This window comes from Shewanella sp. 1CM18E (genome assembly GCF_023161665.1).
GTDB lineage: Bacteria > Pseudomonadota > Gammaproteobacteria > Enterobacterales > Shewanellaceae > Shewanella.
The window spans coordinates 146805-164980 of the sequence record NZ_JALNTW010000002.1 but is presented as its reverse complement, the minus strand read 5'-3'; the positions used below and the strand labels follow the sequence as shown (position 1 = coordinate 164980).

General features: G+C 43.1%; 14 protein-coding genes. 11 read left to right on the top strand and 3 right to left on the bottom strand.

All coding sequences use genetic code 11. The annotated features are described in order from the left end of the window. Positions 1-615: 615 nt before the first annotated feature. The 8 genes from MSG37_RS03970 (at position 616) to purF (ending at position 11370) form a co-directional block, all read left to right on the top strand. Positions 616-1746 (top strand): 4-phosphoerythronate dehydrogenase, encoded by a 1131-nt coding sequence (locus tag MSG37_RS03970; protein ID WP_248469278.1) that lies wholly within the window; start codon positions 616-618, stop codon positions 1744-1746. 2 nt (positions 1747-1748) lie between these two features. Further along, a complete protein-coding gene (locus MSG37_RS03965) occupies positions 1749-2765 on the top strand; it encodes an aspartate-semialdehyde dehydrogenase (RefSeq protein ID WP_248469277.1) in 1017 nt (338 codons plus the stop codon). Between the two features lie 179 nt (positions 2766-2944). Next, a complete protein-coding gene (locus MSG37_RS03960; RefSeq protein WP_248469276.1) occupies positions 2945-6247 on the top strand; it encodes a FimV/HubP family polar landmark protein in 3303 nt (1100 codons plus the stop codon). 161 nt (positions 6248-6408) lie between these two features. Next, complete coding sequence (truA, locus tag MSG37_RS03955; protein WP_248469275.1) at positions 6409-7194, top strand: tRNA pseudouridine(38-40) synthase TruA; 786 nt, start codon at positions 6409-6411, stop codon at positions 7192-7194. A gap of 91 nt (positions 7195-7285) precedes the next feature. After that, positions 7286-8551 carry a bifunctional tetrahydrofolate synthase/dihydrofolate synthase gene (gene folC / locus MSG37_RS03950; RefSeq protein ID WP_248469590.1) on the top strand — a complete coding sequence of 422 codons (1266 nt, stop codon included), beginning with the start codon at positions 7286-7288 and terminating at the stop codon, positions 8549-8551. After that, on the top strand, positions 8544-9152 hold the full coding sequence (locus MSG37_RS03945; protein WP_248469274.1) for an SPOR domain-containing protein: 609 nt from the start codon (positions 8544-8546) through the stop codon (positions 9150-9152). The genes folC and MSG37_RS03945 overlap by 8 nt, the downstream gene beginning before the upstream one ends. Positions 9153-9267: 115 nt before the next feature. Further along, a complete protein-coding gene (locus tag MSG37_RS03940) occupies positions 9268-9756 on the top strand; it encodes a CvpA family protein (protein WP_248469273.1) in 489 nt (162 codons plus the stop codon). A gap of 99 nt (positions 9757-9855) precedes the next feature. Beyond that, positions 9856-11370 carry an amidophosphoribosyltransferase gene (purF, locus tag MSG37_RS03935; RefSeq protein ID WP_248469272.1) on the top strand — a complete coding sequence of 505 codons (1515 nt, stop codon included), beginning with the start codon at positions 9856-9858 and terminating at the stop codon, positions 11368-11370. Between the two features lie 77 nt (positions 11371-11447). Here the strand turns inward: purF and MSG37_RS03930 are convergent, their stop codons facing one another. Beyond that, a complete protein-coding gene (locus MSG37_RS03930; protein ID WP_248469271.1) occupies positions 11448-11714 on the bottom strand; it encodes a hypothetical protein in 267 nt (88 codons plus the stop codon). Between the two features lie 192 nt (positions 11715-11906). On the opposite strand from MSG37_RS03930, the gene MSG37_RS03925 reads away from it, so the two are divergent. After that, positions 11907-13943: a DNA topoisomerase III gene (locus MSG37_RS03925; RefSeq protein ID WP_248469270.1), complete on the top strand. Its 2037-nt coding sequence runs from the start codon at positions 11907-11909 to the stop codon at positions 13941-13943. A 62-nt stretch (positions 13944-14005) separates the two neighbouring features. Here MSG37_RS03925 and MSG37_RS03920 read toward each other — a convergent pair whose 3' ends face one another. After that, positions 14006-14899 (bottom strand): LysR family transcriptional regulator, encoded by an 894-nt coding sequence (locus tag MSG37_RS03920; RefSeq protein ID WP_248469269.1) that lies wholly within the window; start codon positions 14897-14899, stop codon positions 14006-14008. A gap of 189 nt (positions 14900-15088) precedes the next feature. On the opposite strand from MSG37_RS03920, the gene MSG37_RS03915 reads away from it, so the two are divergent. Both MSG37_RS03915 and MSG37_RS03910 read left to right on the top strand, forming a co-directional pair. Further along, positions 15089-15421 (top strand): GNAT family N-acetyltransferase, encoded by a 333-nt coding sequence (locus MSG37_RS03915; RefSeq protein ID WP_248469268.1) that lies wholly within the window; start codon positions 15089-15091, stop codon positions 15419-15421. 175 nt (positions 15422-15596) lie between these two features. Then, entirely contained in the window at positions 15597-16031 is a 435-nt protein-coding gene (locus tag MSG37_RS03910) for a hypothetical protein (protein ID WP_248469267.1), read from the top strand. A 53-nt stretch (positions 16032-16084) separates the two neighbouring features. Here the strand turns inward: MSG37_RS03910 and MSG37_RS03905 are convergent, their stop codons facing one another. Continuing rightward, a complete protein-coding gene (locus tag MSG37_RS03905) occupies positions 16085-18013 on the bottom strand; it encodes a radical SAM protein (protein WP_248469266.1) in 1929 nt (642 codons plus the stop codon). Between the last annotated feature and the right edge of the window lie 163 nt (positions 18014-18176).

Below are 18176 nucleotides of genomic sequence, written 5' to 3'. Positions count from 1 at the left end.
AACTGAACAGAGAATTGTTGAGCATTGAATAAAAACGGTTGTTCATCGAGCGATAAGATAAGACCCGCAGTTATGTATTTTGCGCTGGCAAATGAGCAATATTTAACAGGCTAATTGCTAGAGTGAATTTGAGTAGAAACTACATACTAGTAATGTAATACCATTCAGTATAAGAATTTGATCTACTTAGAGCGTTGTTGGCAAACTAATTTAAGGCGAATAACTGAAAGAATGGTCGCTCCCTTTTGAAGTTATTCAACGCAGAATTAGGCAGTCAAAAACGCTCCAGAATGGCGAGTTTTAGCGGCTTTGATACCGTGTTAACGAACTTGAACGCAGAATAACTATGCTCTTCATTCGTTGCGAGCTGCATGGTCTTTAATGTTCCGGACATACATAAGACATTCCCTCCCTCCATGGAGGTCAGATGCAGCGAATGTCATTAAAGCAGGAGCACTTAATGACCTTGTCTCAAAGCCGCTAAATTCTTGCTGAGCGACTAAATGTTTATACTGATTGGTATCAGCAGTTTTTATTTTAATCCTTTGTTTCTATTGGATAGTTCCTCTTGTTAGAATGCCCACACACTTACTTGAGCTGTTATTGGACACCCTAATGAAAATTCTTGCCGATGAAAATATGCCTTATGTAAAACAGTTATTTGCCGATCTCGGCAGCATTGAAGCTGTAAACGGTAGGGAGCTAACTGCAGAGCAAGTACAAGATGCCGATGTGTTGTTAGTGCGTTCAGTCACTCAGGTGAATCCAGAGTTATTAGCACTTAATTCCAAGCTTAAGTTTGTAGGTAGCGCAACGATTGGCACCGACCATATTGATGTAGATTTTCTCGCAAGCCGTAATATTCCTTTTTCAAATGCGCCAGGTTGCAACGCGACTGCTGTGGGCGAGTTTGCATTTATCGCGATGCTGGAGTTAGCGCAGCGTTTTGATAGCCCATTACAAGGTAAAGTGGTGGGAATTGTGGGGGCGGGCAATACTGGTACTGCAGTGGCTAAATGCCTTGAGGCATATGGTATTAGTGTACTTTTGTGTGACCCGTTACTAGAGCAAAGCGGTGATGAGCGTGATTTTGTAACCCTAGACGCACTGATTGCGCAATCCGATGTCATTAGTTTACATGTGCCTATAACCAAACAGGGTGAGCACAAGACTTGGTATTTGTTTGATGAACAGCGTTTAAATAGTTTAAAGCAAGATACTTGGTTACTTAATTGCTGTCGTGGTGAGGTCATTGATAACCGCGCGCTAATAAAATTCAAACAACAGCGGGACGATGTGAAAGTTGTACTTGATGTGTGGGAAGGTGAGCCTAATCCGATGGCAGAGCTTGTACCTTATATTGAATTTTGTACGCCGCACATTGCAGGTTACTCGCTCGAAGGTAAAGCTCGCGGTACTTACATGCTCTATCAGCAATTATCCAAAGTGCTAAATATAGCGGCGGATAAACAAATGGACAGTTTACTACCTAGCCTGTGGAGTGAGCAGGTTTCAGTTGCTGAAATGAGCAATGAAAGAGCATTATTACAGCTGGCTAGATTTGTCTATGATCTGCGCGATGATGATGAATTATTTAGAAAACAGTTCCTAAATCCTCTGGGGTTTGATCAGATGAGAAAAAATCACACACATCGCCGTGAATTTAGTGCATTAAAGGTAGGCAATACGGGGCAAACTGATGTAAATTGGTTGTCCAATTTAGGGTTTTCAGGAGTCGAGCTGTAATTATGTCGCAGGAATTTAATGTTGTCGTATTAGGTGCATCGGGCGCAGTGGGTCAAACAATGATTGAGATCCTAGAAGAGCGTAACTTTCCGGTTGCAAATTTATATCCATTGGCCAGCAGCCGCAGTGCCGGTGATACGGTCAGCTTCCACGGTAAACAGGTCGAAATTTTAGACGTAGACACCTTTGACTGGTCACAGGCTCAGATTGGTTTCTTCTCTGCTGGTGGCGATGTGTCTGCAAAGTGGGCACCAATTGCCGCTGAAAATGGTTGTGTTGTTATTGATAACACTTCGCACTTTAGATACGACATTGACGTACCTTTGGTGATCCCTGAAGTGAACCCAGAAGCGATTGCTGATTTTAGAAACCGCAATATCATCGCCAACCCAAATTGTTCAACCATCCAAATGTTGGTTGCACTTAAGCCTATTTACGATACATACGGTATTTCGCGTATTAACGTAGCGACGTATCAATCAGTATCTGGTTCTGGTAAGCAAGCGATTGAAGAATTAGCTGGTCAGTGCGCTAAGTTATTACAGGGCTTACCTGTAGAGCCAAAAGCGTATCCAAAGCAAATCGCGTTTAACGTATTACCACAAATTGATAAATTTATGGAAAACGGCTACACCAAAGAAGAGATGAAGATGGTGTGGGAAACACAAAAAATCTTTGGTGACGACAATATCGTTGTTAACCCAACAGCGGTGCGCGTACCTGTATTTTATGGCCACTCAGAAGCAATTCATTTAGAAACACTTCAACCTGTTGATGCTGAAGATGTTAAGTCTGTACTTCGCGGCGCAGCGGGTGTTGAACTGTTTGAAGGTGATGAAGATTACCCAACTGCAGTGACTGAAGGCGCAGGCAGCGACCCTGTGTATGTTGGTCGTATTCGTAAAGATATCTCCCATGAAAACGGCATAAACCTTTGGGTTGTATCGGATAATATCCGTAAAGGTGCAGCACTAAACAGCGTACAAATTGCTGAGGTTTTAATCAGAGATTATTATTAATCGCTGTTTTTAATATAAGTAAATGATGAAAAAGCCCGCAGAACGCGGGCTTTTTATGTTTTAAAGATGTGAACAGTAGCAGGGCATCGGAATCTAGTTTATAGTAATCTCAATAAATACAATTGCCTAAAGCTCGTCACCAGGGTGGTGACACAAGCGTGCTTTAAAGGGAAGGATTGATGAACTTTCGCACTTCGTATCTTGTTGGCTTAATAGCTACTGGAATAGTGGCTATTGCTGCTCCTTCGATTCATTCTGCGACGGCCGCTGAGCCACTGAAAATTACCGGGCCCGACGGCCAAGTAAAAAGTAATATTCAAACAAATGCGCAAGTAAATCAGAGTGATCCTCAAGGTGTTCGCCAGTATGGTCCGACAACGTCAGCGGATACATTTTGGAGCATTGCTCAAGCTGTAAAGCCTGATAATAGTGTGACTGTTTATCAGGTTATGTCGGCACTTTTTGATGCTAACCCGCACGCTTTTTCAAGCAAAAATTACAACAGTTTAGAGCGCGGTATGATTTTGTTGGTGCCGAGTAAATCAGTAATGCAACAAATGCCTGCTGCTGATGCCAAAGCTCGTGCAGAAAACAATGATCAAAGATGGTCTTCAAGTTCAGTTGTTGCTCAACCTCGCACGCCAGCTAAAGTGGTCCCTGCAACAAATACTGTAAGCTCGAATGGAAGTTCAAAGTCTAACCCGCTGATTGCTGAGCTATCTGAAGAGGTTAAGAGCTTAACTGCACAAGTTGAATCAATCCAAGCTAAAAACTTAGAACTTACCGACGAACTGGCACGAGCGAGTGATGAAATCGTGGTGGGTTCTTCTGATACTGCTGCGTTTCAAGATGAAATCAGTCAGCTCAAACAAGAAAACGCACTGTTAAAGCAAGCATTGCAAGAGGCAAAAGCTGAAACTGCGGCACTAGAGCAAGAAATTAAAGTCAGTCAACAACAAATAGCTGCGGCTACAGAACCACAAAGTGAGCCAACAAGTAATTTGTGGCGCACCATAATGGACAATCCACTATTGTTGGTCCTAGGAGCGGTGCTTCCAGCGATTATTGTTATTGGGATCTTCTGGCTGTTCTTACGTCGTAAAAAGGAGCCAGTAGCAAAAGACTCAACGGCAGAGCAACAAGCCGAGAACGGCAAGTCTGATGATAAGCCAGTTAATAATGCAGAATCAAAAACTGATGACGCTGATGATATGGCTGTTCACCTAGACACTGACAGTGGCGCTGATGATCTTCCGCTAAAAGAAATTGCTGCCGCCGGTGCTGTAGGTCTAGCGGTTGGTGCTGTTGCAGATGAGCAAGATATTGTTGTTGAAGATAGTCAGGATGATGGTCAGTCTCTTGATGATTTGTGGGCTGAAGCAATGGGAGAGCAAGACCAAGCTGACTCTCTTGATGGATTTGAAACTAACACTAGTAAAGATGACGATGACTTAGATTCATTATTAGCAGGTTTTGATGAGCCTGAAACTCAGGCGCAAGATACCGTTACTCGCGTTGATGCAGTAAATACTGATGACGACGATTTAGATGCACTACTTGCAGGTTTTGATGAGCCTGAAACTCAGGCGCAAGATACCGTTACTCGCGATGATGCAGTAAATACTGATGACGATGATTTAGATGCGCTGCTTGCAGGTTTTGATGAGCCTGAAGCTCAGGCACAAGATGCTGTTACTCGCGATGATACAGTAAATACTGATGATGACGATTTAGATGCGCTGCTTGCAGGTTTTGATGAGCCTGAAACTCAGGCGAAAGATACAGTCAGTCGCGATGATGCAGTAAATACTGATGATGACGATATAGATGCGCTGCTTGCAGGTTTTGATGAGCCTGAAACTCAGACGAAAGATACAGTCAGTCGCGTTGATGCAGTAAATACTGATGATGATTTAGATGCGCTGCTTGCAGGTTTTGATGAGCCTGAAGCTCAGGCACAAGATGCTGTTACTCGCGATGATACAGTAAATACTGATGATGATTTAGATGCGCTGTTTGCAGGTTTTGATGAATCTGAAGCTCAAGATACAGTCACTAGTGATAATACTGCTGTTGAAATAAATGATACTACATCGGTTACTGATGACGACGAATTAGAAGCATTATTAGCATCGTTAGAAAACGATTCGAATGATGCTGAACCTCAACAAGATATCGATTCGTTATCTGATGAGATGGCTGCCGAGCTTGCGTTAGGCTTTGAAATCGCAGCAGAGCTAGAAGATGAAGATAACACTGAGCAACAAAAGCTTGATAGTGAATTAGACAGTGAAATTGATGCGCTGTTGGCAGAGTTTGATATGCCAAGCGGCTCTGAAAGCCCTGAGATTACTGGCGGTATAGACAATACCGACAGCGCAGAAGAAACAACAAAGTTTGATCCTAATGAAATCGATGATCTAGAGCTTGCAACAACGGCAAATACTCTTGAGCCTGTAACAGAGCTAGAACCTGAGCTTGAGGCAGAAACTGAAACCCAGAGCTTTACTGCCGAATCAAGTGAATCAGATTTGAGCAGTGATGTAGGAAGCATAGAGTTCGATAACATTAACTTCAGTCGCGCAGATCAAGATAGCGAGACCGTTGACTCAGATAAGCTCGGTTCAGAGAGCGAACAAGATTTTTTAACTCGAGAGCTACAAGAGGCTGCAGCGCAGCAAGAGCAAGCTAAGGTTGCAAAACAAGCCGACATAGATGCGTTTTTAGCGCCTAAAACTGAGCTTGAGTCGACTGAAGTGCCACAAGTTAGCGAAAAAGAATCGGGTTTCTTTGACGATTTAAAAGCAGATAATCAAACCACGGATAATTCGCTTGATTGGGAATCAATTTCTGCGCCTCAGCCTACACCAGCTGATAATGAAGTCGACCTTGATAACGACAATAGTTTCAACGAAAAAGACAATAATCTTGAAGCGTTAAACTCAGACTTTGATATTGCAGCGGCAACAGAGTTAACAGATGAAGAATTGTTGAGTAATTTAGCTCAAGCCGGTGATGTTGAAGATAATTCACTCGACTTGTCTGATGACACCTTTACGCTCGACAGCGATAGTAAAATGACGGTTGATGAAGCATTAGCCGCGCTCGATGCCGAAGAGTATGTTGAGCATAAGCCAAATGATGAAGCGACAGAGCAGCAAGATTTAAGTAATTTCCAACGCGATAATGGCTTTATCGATATTGATATGCTGTTAAGTGAAGCCGATGAAGACAATGGTGAAACTGATCTTTATAAACAGTTTGATGTTGATATGGGGGAGCTCAACTCGTTGATGGGGAACTCTTCAATGGTCGATGTTGATGATGAAGAGAACTCTGTTAACGCTAAGTTAGACTTGGCCCGTGCTTATATTGAAATTGATGATAATGACAGCGCTCGAGCACTACTCAAAGAAGTTGAGCTAGACGGTAATGATCGCCAACAAGCAGAAGCAGTCGGCTTACTGAAAGAGTTAGTATAAATATCACATTGTAAAAACGGCGCCTTTGGCGCCTTTTTTATACTCATCGTTTGTTCTGAGTGTGCTAGAATCGCCGCCAATTAATAGATTTTGCCTATTTGATTGTTTTACTAAAATGCTAACAGTCTTATAGCAGTTTAACCGAGTGATAGAGGTGTGAAATGCGGGTTGTACTAGGTATAGAGTACGATGGTAGTCAATATTTCGGATGGCAACGTCAGGCGGAAGTTGACACAGTACAGGCGCGTTTAGAAAAGGCATTATCCAAAGTCGCAAACGAGCCTATCGCTGTGCAATGCGCGGGTCGTACCGATGCCGGTGTTTCTGCAACAGGTCAAGTGGTTCACTTTGAAACCAACGCTATACGTAAAGACACTGCATGGACGTTAGGGGTTAACGTTCACCTTCCTGATAATATCGCTGTACGTTGGGTAAAAGTGGTAGATGATGAGTTTCACGCTCGTTTTACTGCAACGGCAAGACGTTACCGCTACATGATTTATAACCACCAATTACGCCCAGGTATTTTACGTGGTGGCGTGAGTCATTACCCAGGTGATATTGATGAAACTAAAATGCATCAAGCAGCGCAATACCTACTAGGTGAGCAAGACTTTACCAGTTTCAGAGCTGTTCATTGTCAGTCAAATACCCCGTTTCGCTGTGTGCACGAAGTCAATGTAACTCGCCAAGGCATGTATATTTGTGTTGATATCAAAGCCAATGCATTTTTGCATCATATGGTGCGCAATATTGTCGGTTCTTTACTTGAAGTTGGTTACGGTAATCAACCTGTCGAGTGGATTGAGCAGTTACTTGCACTGAAAGATAGAAATCAAGCGGCAGCGACAGCTAAGCCGAACGGTCTGTATTTAGTTGATGTGACATATCCAGAGAGTTACCAATTACCAAAGCTCGCCCTAGGGCCGTTATTTATGTTGGATTAATCCAGCTTGCTTTGAATGCCTTTTTGTAACGTAAACTTGCAACCTTTTACGATGTTAATGGATAAATTTTGTGATTGAAAACGATACACTTATGCAAGCTGCACCGCCAAGCGGAGCAGCACTAACCACTTGGTTAGATTTTTTACTCGCGATACACCCAACTGAAATTGATATGGGGCTAGCGCGAGTACAGGCAGTGGCAAAGCGTATGGAGCTTGACCACTTAGGTGATACCAAAGTGGTGACGGTAGCGGGGACTAACGGTAAAGGCACAACCTGCGCCATGATTGAAGCCGCGCTACGATTATCTGGTAAGAGTGTGGGCGTATATAGCTCGCCTCATTTGCTTAAGTACAATGAGCGAGTACGGATCAATGGTGTTGATGCAACTGATGTGGCATTAGTTGCAGCGTTTGAAGCGATAGAATTAGCAAGAGCTGAAATCTCATTAACTTTCTTTGAGTACGCAACGCTTGCTGGATTGTATTTATTTAAAGCAGCCAAACTTGATGTCGTGTTACTCGAGGTTGGTCTTGGCGGGCGCTTAGATGCGATAAATTTAATTGATGCTGATATTGCGGTTGTCACTTCAATCGATTTAGATCATCAAGAGTATCTTGGTGACACGCGTGAACTGGTTGGCGCAGAAAAAGCAGGGATCTTTAGGGCAAATAGGCCAGCAATTGTTGGTGAGGAAGATTGCCCTGAGTCATTGATTCAAGTGGCTGAAAATATCGGCGCGTTATTGTATCGAGTTGGCAGCGAGTTTAACTATCAATGCACAGCACAAGATTGGCACTACCAAGGTCAGCAGTTTAATTTAAATAAACTTCCGTTGCCGTTTTTGCCGCAACCCAATGCTGCAACTGTCATTGCGGTACTAGAGCATTTATGCCCAACAATATCTGCCGATATTATTGCTAAAGCCGTTGGTGAAACTCAGCTGGCTGGTCGATTAGAACATTTGAGTCAATCGCCAAAGGTCATTGTGGACGTTGCCCATAATCCTCATGCTGCGCGTTATTTAAAGTCGCGTTTGGCTGCCATGCCCAAAGCGCGCTTATTTGCGCTTTGCGGCATGTTAAAAGATAAAGATGCACGCTCAGTTTTACAAGAGCTAGCTACAGATGTTAATGAATGGTTTTTATGTGATTTAAGCGGGCCTCGCGGTGCATCAGCGATTGAGCTAAATGCACTTATGCCTCATGGCGTGAGTTCACAAACATTTGCGCAGATGCAAGATGCTTGGCACGCTATTAAAGCTCAGTTACAAGCTGATGACGTTGTTATTGTTTTTGGTTCGTTTTACACAGTAGCGGGTTTTAAAGATTTGTTTAAGGGGGAAGAGCTTGTCTAGTCAATTTCAAAACCGTCTAGTGGGCGTCATCGTAATTGTTGCGCTAGGGGTTATATTTTTACCCGATATATTAGATGGCAAAAAACAGCGTGAAGAGGAGCAGTTTGCAGAAATTCCTCTAAGGCCTGAGATCGAGCAAAGCAGTTTATCTGAGCAAGACAGCTTGCCTGAGCAGGATATCAATTCACTTGATCTTGGCGAAGGCGAAAATGCTGACTCAAACGGTGATGATTCTTGGCATATCGCTGAAACTTTAGATGCTAATCAAGCGCAATCGGCAGCTAAAGCTCCTGCAACTGAATCTGCAAAAGTTACTGAAGCTAAACCACAACCTAAGCCAGCGGTTAAACCGTCAGCAGCTTGGACGATTCAGCTAGGCAGTTTCAATAACGCGGCTAACGTTAAAGGTCTTGTTAATCGACTCAGAGCAAAAGGCTTTACCGCTTATACTTTGCCAACAAAGCCAGTTGACGGCCAGTTAACTAAAGTGTTTGTTGGGCCCAATATTTCTAAAGATAAATTGAGCCGTATGCAGAACGATATCTATAAACTCACAGAGTTAAAAGGGCGCATTGTTGCCTACAATCCTGTGGAAAAATAGTAAATTGCGATTGTCTTTATCAGAGAAAAAGTTATTTCGTTGCCAAAGGGTGAGAAATAACTCTGTCTCTGATAGAATCGCGCCGTCTTAACCCCTTTGCTGGATTATTTCTTAAATGGTTTGGATTGATTACGCCATCATTATCGTTATCGGACTATCAACTCTGATAAGTTTGGTCCGTGGTTTTGTAAAAGAAGCCATGTCTCTCGTTGTTTGGTTTGCCGCCTTTTTTATTGCAAGCCAGTTCTATCTTAAGCTCGCAGAACATCTCACTCAGATGCAGGATGAAATGGTACGTAATGGTGTTGCCATTGCTATCTTATTTGTCGCAACGCTGGTGCTTGGCGCATTAGTTAATTACTTAATTGGTCAATTGGTTTCTAAAACCGGATTGTCAGGCACAGATAGAGTATTGGGCTTATGTTTTGGTGCGCTTAGGGGCGCATTAATCGTTAGCGCATTACTGTTTTTTATGGATGCTTTTACCGGAGCACCCAACACAGATTGGTGGCAAGATTCTACACTCGTGCCCGAATTTGGAGTTGTGATCCAGTGGTTTTTTGACTACGTGGAAAACACCTCAAGCTTTGTACCCAAAATATAAAATGCACTAAAGCATTACTTGGTCATAGTCGAGTTTTGACAAGCGATTACGGCAATAAATATTAAATAATAGAACATCTTACAATGAGGAAACTCACCCATGTGTGGTATCGTCGGAATAGTAGGTCAGACATCGGTTAATCAAACCATTTATGATGCACTGACCGTGCTTCAGCATCGTGGACAGGATGCTGCAGGCATTGTGACTGTAGATGGCTATGCGTTTAGATTACGTAAAGCTAATGGTTTGGTTAAGGATGTTTTTGAGCCAAAGCATATGCAACGCCTGCAAGGTAATTCAGGTATTGGACATGTGCGTTATCCTACGGCAGGTAGCTCAAGTGCGTCAGAGGCGCAGCCGTTTTATGTAAACTCGCCATTTGGTATTTCACTTGCTCATAATGGTAACTTAACCAACACGGTTGAGTTGCATGAGCGCCTAGTGAAGCAACGCCGTCATGTTAACACGACTTCAGACTCTGAAGTGCTACTGAACCTATTAGCCGACGAGTTACAAAATACCACCACTCACAATCTAAGCGCTGATGAAGTGTTTAACGCCGTCACCCAAGTTCACGAATTAACGCGCGGCGCTTATGCTGTTGTGGCGATGATTATTGGTCAGGGCTTGGTTGCATTTAGAGACCCATTTGGTATTCGCCCGTTAGTGCTAGGTAAGCACGAAACTGAGACGGGTACTGAATATATGGTTGCCTCTGAAAGTGTAGCACTTGATGCAGTTGGCTTTGAGTTTATGCGTGATGTAGCCCCAGGTGAAGCTATCTATATTACTTTAGAAGGTGAGCTTTATACCCGCCAATGTGCACATTCGCCAAGCTATGCACCGTGTATTTTTGAGTTCGTTTACTTCGCCCGTCCTGATTCAACCATAGACAACATTTCTGTTTATAGCAGCCGTGTGAATATGGGCACTATGCTGGGTGAGAAGATCAAGAAAGAATGGGAAGATCACGATATTGATGTGGTTATTCCAATTCCTGAAACCTCGTGTGATATCGCACTTGAGATCGCTCGTCATATGGATCTTCCATATCGTCAAGGCTTCGTGAAAAACCGTTATATTGGCCGTACCTTCATTATGCCGGGTCAGCAAGAGCGTAAAAAGTCAGTGCGTCGTAAACTGAACGCAATTAACGCTGAGTTTAAGGGCAAAAACGTCTTGCTAGTAGATGACTCTATTGTTCGTGGTACTACGTCTGAGCAGATCATCGAGATGGCACGTGAAGCCGGGGCTAATAAAGTATACTTTGCATCAGCTGCACCGGAAATTCGCTTCCCGAATGTATACGGCATCGATATGCCAACGACTAATGAGCTTATTGCACATGGCCGTGACGTTGAAGAGATCAACAAGCTGATTGGTGCAGATGGCATGATTTTCCAATCGCTACCGGATCTAATTGAAGCGGTACGTAAAGAAAACCCTGCGATTAAGCGTTTTGAAACTTCAGTATTTGACGGTAAATATGTCACTAACGACGTAAACCAAGAATACTTAGATTACATTACGCAGTTGCGTAACGATGACGCTAAAGCTAATCGCAGTAAAGATATTGGCACTAACTTAGAGATGCATAACGTTTGTCATCCATAAGTACAGCCTATTAGCCTCGAAACAGGCTGACGAAAAAGCCGAGCAATTGCTCGGCTTTTTCATATCGATTTAAAGCGCTAGAATAAATGCATGGCCCAAACTAGCATCCAGCTTGCAAATAGTAAGCTGCACGGTTTTTTATCAAATCCGTGACCAATCTTAAGACCAATTAAGGTGCTAATGCAGGTTAATGGCACAATAAGGCTGGTCAGCAATAGCGGCGTGGCACCTAAGGTTAAATGTACAAATGGAGAGAGTATTAATAGCCAAGATGTGACTAATAAAAAATGAAATAGCATCAATTTATCGAGCCTAACTCCATGGTTACTTAAGGTCGCTAACATCTTTATCCCTCCTGTTTAAGATATCGCCATTAGAGCACTTAATGAGAATGGTTCTCAACTAAATTTACAATCTTTGAGCAGGCAGTTCATTTCAAATGGCAAACTCGCTTGAGTTATCGGCTTTTGTTTGCACCTTCAAACACTTCAAGGTACAGTTACTGTTAATTTATACAGTAATCCTTGTTGTTACCGATGATCTTATATATTGCTGAAAAACCAAGTTTGGGCAGGGCGATAGCCGATGTTTTACCTAAGCCATTAAAGAAAGGCGATGGTTTTATTCGTGCAGCCAATGGCGACTGTGTTTCGTGGTGTGTGGGGCACCTGCTTGAGCAAGCTGAGCCAGATGCTTATTCACCAGAGTATAAGTCGTGGAAGTTTGAGCATTTGCCGATTGTACCTGACGCTTGGAAGATGAAGCCTAAGTATAAGATGCGTGGCCAAATTGCTGTGCTTAGAAGTTTAGTTAAAGAGGCAAGCCAGCTTGTTAACGCAGGCGATCCAGATAGAGAAGGTCAGCTTTTGGTTGATGAAATTATCGCTCACCTTGGGGTTAAAGGCGCCAAATTACAAAATGCACAACGATTATTGATAAGCGACTTAAACCCGCAGGCGGTGAAAAGAGCTTTAGGCCAATTACGCTTAAATAAAGAGTTTGTGCCTTTATCGACATCAGCATTAGCGCGTTCTCGTGCTGATTGGTTATATGGCATGAATATGACCCGTGCCTATACCATTCAAGGGCGAAAAGTCGGCTATCAAGGTGTGCTATCGGTTGGCCGAGTGCAAACGCCAGTGCTTGGACTTGTGGTGCGCCGTGATGCTGAAATAGCCGAATTTGTTTCTAAGCCTTTTTATGAGGTGTTAGCGCATTTAGCGACAGATAAACAAGAACGCTTTAGCGCTAAATGGCAGCCTAGTGAAGCCTGTCAGCCCTATATGGATGAAGAGGGGCGAGTACTCTCTAAAGGCCTAGCGCAAAATGTAGTGGGGCGGATAAACGGCCAAAACGGCACTGTCGAAAAAGTTGTTGCCCAAGACAAAAAACAGAATGCGCCGCTACCATATAGCTTATCTGCACTGCAAATTGACGCTGCTAAACGTTTTGGTATGAGCGCCAAAGCGGTGCTTGATACCTGTCAGTCATTGTATGAAAAACATAAGCTTATTACTTATCCTCGTTCAGATAGTCGTTATCTACCAGTAGAACAGCATGGCCTAGCGCCAAGCGTTATACGCGCAGTAATAAGTGGTGCGAGCGAACTCGTTGCAGGTTGTGATGAACCCAATGCCAAGCTTAAATCTAAAGCGTGGAATGATAAAAAGGTCGATGCTCACCATGCTATCGTACCCACCGAAAAAACTGCCAATTTGGCCAGTCTTAGCCAAGTGGAAAAACAGCTTTATTTACAGATAGCACGCCAATATTTGATGCAGTTTTACCCTGCTTATTTGTACAAAGAAACTCAGGTTGAAATCATTATCGCGGGTGGGCTTTTTAAAACTAAAGCGAAACAAGAAGTGGCGTTAGGCTGGAAGCAATTACTTAAACAGAGCAAAACAGCCAGTCATGATACAAGCAGCGACAGCAAAAATGATGACGACGAGCATCTAGCTAATATCCCTGCGCTGAAAAAAGGCCAAGTATTGCTTTGTGAGCGCGGCGAGTTACTCGAAAAACAAACTCAGCCACCAAAGCATTTTACCGATGCGACCTTACTTAGTGCGATGACGGGAATTAGCCGCTATGTGACCGATCCTGAAATTAGAAAAATCCTTAAAGATACAGATGGGTTAGGGACTGAAGCAACACGTGCGGGGATCATTGAGTTGTTATTTAAGCGCACTTATTTAACCCGTCAAGGTAAGTCCATCTTAGCAACTGAAGTCGGTAAGGGGTTAGTCAATAGTTTGCCACAAAGTGCCACCACGCCAGATATGACCGCATTATGGGAGAATAATCTCGATGCCATTAGCCGCAAAGAGGCTAAATATCAAAACTTTATGCAGCCATTAATTAACTCAATCCATGCTCTAATTGAACAAGCTGGCGCGCAATTACCAACATCATTACAAGGAGTTAAATCTCCTGATGCTGGTTTTAAAAAGCGCCGTTCACCAGCGAAAAAAAGTACATACTCTAAAGGTGCCAGCGCTGCGACGAAAAATGCTAGGGCAAGCTCATCAAGAAGTAAGTCGACTAAAGCCGCTGCAACAAAGAAACGTTAATCGGGTATAAAGCTAATCAGCCCAGTGGGTGAGTAGCTTTGTATAGCATTTCGATAGTCGATTTAAAGCGGTGATACGTTAGCCTTTAGCACTTTTAGCAAGGTTTGATACCGCGCAGGTAGCTGGCGATTACGCTTATTGACCAAGTACAATTGCTCCGTCACTTTTTGTGGCGCCAGATGTAAAGTGAGCTCTTGCTTGTGAATAAAGCTGTTAAAAGCGCTTTTCGGCAGCACAGTAAAACCAATGCCTTGGGATACGGGTAATAGAATTTGGCTGAGTTGATTGACATAGCTGGCGGTGGGTAGTTTGTCGATATTGATCTCGGCCAGTTCAGCTACGCCACATTGGTCAAAGTAGAGTGATAAGTAATGGGCTGAGTCAGGATGTTTTACTACGCCGCATTCCATCAATGACTTTGCTGTAATTGTTTGGCCTTTAAAGCGTTTTGGCAGAATAAGGCATAAATACTCACAACCTAATTGCTCGATATTAAACTCACAAGCGTTGGGTTTGTGAGTCACAATACCAAGATCAATACTCGCGTCAGTTATGTCTTTTAGGACTTTGCTATTTGGCGCCGCCTCTAGATGAATAGATAAATTGGGGTGCCGTTGCTGCAACTTGAGTAATTCAGGGTAATACAGCAATGCTAAAGAGCCTGAGCAGGATAGACGGCATTGCCCAGAATAGGGATCATCAAAGTTTAAACTTTCGATAAGCTTAGCTTCATGTTGCGCAACATCTAGCGCATATTGATAGACCTGCCTACCTTGTTCGGTGATCTCAAATTGCTTGTTAATACGCTTAATTAGCGGGTGTCCGCAAGCTTGCTCTAACTTTTTAATTTGCTGGCTAACACCTGGCTGAGTCATATATAACTTTTCAGCCGTTTGAGTAAAGTGGCCAACATCAATGAGTGTTTTAAAGGTATTGAGCCAAGTTGGATTGAGCATGTTAAGGCCTTACTGTGATCTGATATTCACTAAGATGCACAAGAATTGAATTAAGCTGATAAGTTAAATAATAATTTACCATTATTGAAATAAGAAGTATTGATAAGTTTAACCCTACAAATAGATGATAATAATGACAAGTTGCTCTATTTATCCTGTAGATTTAGCCGGTTAAATTTAGAGATTAAAATGATGAATATTGAATTTAGTAACGGCCAATTAGCCGCACAATTACAAGCGCAGTTAACCGCGGGCTTTGAGTCTCATACTCAAGATAAAATGGCACCAGCATATGAGCAGCAACGCCTTAATTGGACTGTACAAGATGAGCAGGGCAATCTTGTCGCAGCTTTAACCGCTGATCTGCTTTGGGATTGGTTATATATTGATGAACTGTGGGTTGCTGATAATTGCCGCGGCAGCGGTATGGGAAGACAACTGATGCAACAAGCCGAGCTATTATGCTGTGAGCGAAAAACTGTCTGGTTTATGGCTGTGGACGCAAAGCTGGCAAGCGCCTGAGTTTTATCAGCGTTTAGGGTTTGAGGAGTTTACTCGTTTTGATGATTTTCCAGCAGGGCATAGCCGCATAGGCTTACGCAAATATTTGCAGGTTCAAGGTTAATCCATGTTCGTTATGTTAAGGTTTGAGCCTAAATTCTCCTTAGTATCATTTTGAATAAGCAAAGGATTTGCGATGAAATATTTACCAGCTATGGTATTAGGCTTGTTGGCGGTGGTCCTATCTAGCGTTGCTTATAGCTTTGCTGCGAGTTATTCGCCACTATTGAGTTATTTAATTGCGGTGGAGGGCTTAAATAGCAATAGCCCTGAGTGGTTGCTAGTCATACTGCAAGATAGTGCTATTACGCTTTTGATCTCAGGGACGATGGTTTTTATTTATCGACGACTATTAAGCCAATTTCCATTTAATTGGTTGGCAATTATCTTAATGCAATTACCTCTATCGCTGCTGGTGATATCGATGAATGGTTTACCAATTGATTTTGCAAATCTGTATGAGCTTTCAAAATCGCTGCCTACGCTTATTAACGCAATTGCTATTGTAATGATATATGCAGTGTTTAAGCTGATCGATAATAAACAAGCCACTATAAATAGTGGCTCGTAGTGGGTCATTGCACCAGAACTAAGTTCATCTGTTTTAAGTTAGTCAGTTCTAAGTTAATCACTTTCAATTAAGTTAGTTATGGCTCTTGAAATCAGGTCTTTGTTCATCTTTGTTGGCGTCACTTTTTGGTTAAACCAAAAGCTCATTGGCTGCTCAAAGCCGATGCCATGCATATAGTTGTAAATCGCTTTACGCAGGCCTTCACCGAGCATTTCATGGTCAGTGCCTGTCGGATCGGTAAAGTTAACATCGTTTTCAGCAAATAAGATCTCTGGTCGCTCTTCAAGGGTGATACCAAATTGTTCTGGGTTGATGCCTATCGGGCTGTGTACGGTAGCCACAAAACGATGCCAGTATGCTGATTGGAAGCAACCTTGCTGCATCATTTGACGCACCATCTCTAATGAATCGACAGTTTCTTGCTCGGTTTGTGTTGGGAAACCATACATTAAGTAAGCATGCACCAAAATACCAGCATCACTAAAGGCTTTGGTCACTTGCGCCACACGCTCAACACTGACGCCTTTTTTCATCAGTTTTAGTAAGCGATCTGAGGCAACTTCAAGGCCACCACTGACAGCGATACAACCAGAATCAGCTAACAATTGGCAACGGGCTTTGCTAAAGGTGCGCTCAAAACGAATATTACCCCACCAACTGATCACCACTCCTCGCTCGATAAGTCTTTTTGCCATGGTAAATAACAGCTTGGGCGGTAATGCTTCATCAACAAAATGGAAGCCTGTCTCACCGGTTTCTTCGATGAGTTGCTCAATTCTGTCTACCAACACATCTGCACTCGCGGAGTCAAAACGGTCGATATAATCGAGGCTTACATCGCAAAAGCTGCATTTTCGCCAGTAGCAGCCATGGGCGATGGTTAATTTGTTCCAGCGGCCATCGCTCCATATACGGTGCATTGGATTGAGCATTTCACACAAAGAGAGGTATTCATCTAGCGGTAAGCCATCATAAACCGGCGCACCAACATCCGATTGAGGAATATCGTGTAGCTCAGCATTTTCATTAAAGTGAACGTAGGCTTCGCCATTTTCATCTTCTGCGAGGAAGTAAGTACGAACCAAGTCGTCGACTTCACGTTGACCTTGAAAGTACTCTAACAAGGTAATAAAAGGCCGCTCTCCATCATCGAGACAGATAAAATCAACAAACTCAAATACACGTGGATCTTTTAAGGCACGAAGCTCGGTATTGATAAAACCGCCGCCCATAACAATTGGGATCTCAGGGTTGATGGCTTTACAAGTTTGCGCAATTCGTAGCGCTCCTAGCATATTACCGGGGAACGGCACGGTTAATGCCACTACGCTAGGTTGGGTTTCTTCAAGGTATTGCTCAACCAACTGCTCCAAGATCTCCGAGCTAAAACTTGGCTCATCCATCAAGGTGTCATAGAGGTTATCAAAGCTTGGGTTCGCCGCAGCTAACTGCTCGCCATAACGACTGACTTCAAAGTAGGGATCAACGCCTTGGGTAATAACCGTTGAAAGGTCATTAATAAATAAGGTTGCTAAATATTTTGCTTTATCTTGTACCCCAAGGTTACCAAAAGCAGCTTGTAGCACATCACCGGATACAGCTTCCATTTGCGCTATGGTGTCAAATGCTGGTCCTTCAGGTAAAAAACGACGCGAGTTGATACGCATGGCAAGACTTGGGTCTTTACCTTGTAAAAAACGAATAGCAGGCTCTACCGTGAGATGGTAACGGTCAAATTCGGCTAAAAAATTAAAAATCGCATCAGGCAGTTCATTATCTTCAAAATGCTCAAAGTTTTGCTCTACATGCTGGCGAATAACCTCAAGTGCCGGCGCTGTCATCATCTCAAGAAAGAGTTCAATTGCAGGATCACGTTGCACCGCCTCATAGCCACGAGAGCGTAAGAATCCCGTTAAATACGCTGTTGCCGGATAGGGCGTATTCAGCTGGGTCATAGGTGGAGTCATTAAAAGAACGGTCATAGCCTGCCTTAAATAGTAAAACTTTGGGACTCAATACCACGTTGCTTTGGTGGCTCTGAGTGAGGCAGTCATATGGCTGCCAAAAATTAGCACGGATTCTAGCAAATGTACTCGCTAAAAACCCGTTTATTAGTGGATATTCGAGTAAGTTTGGCGTCATGAT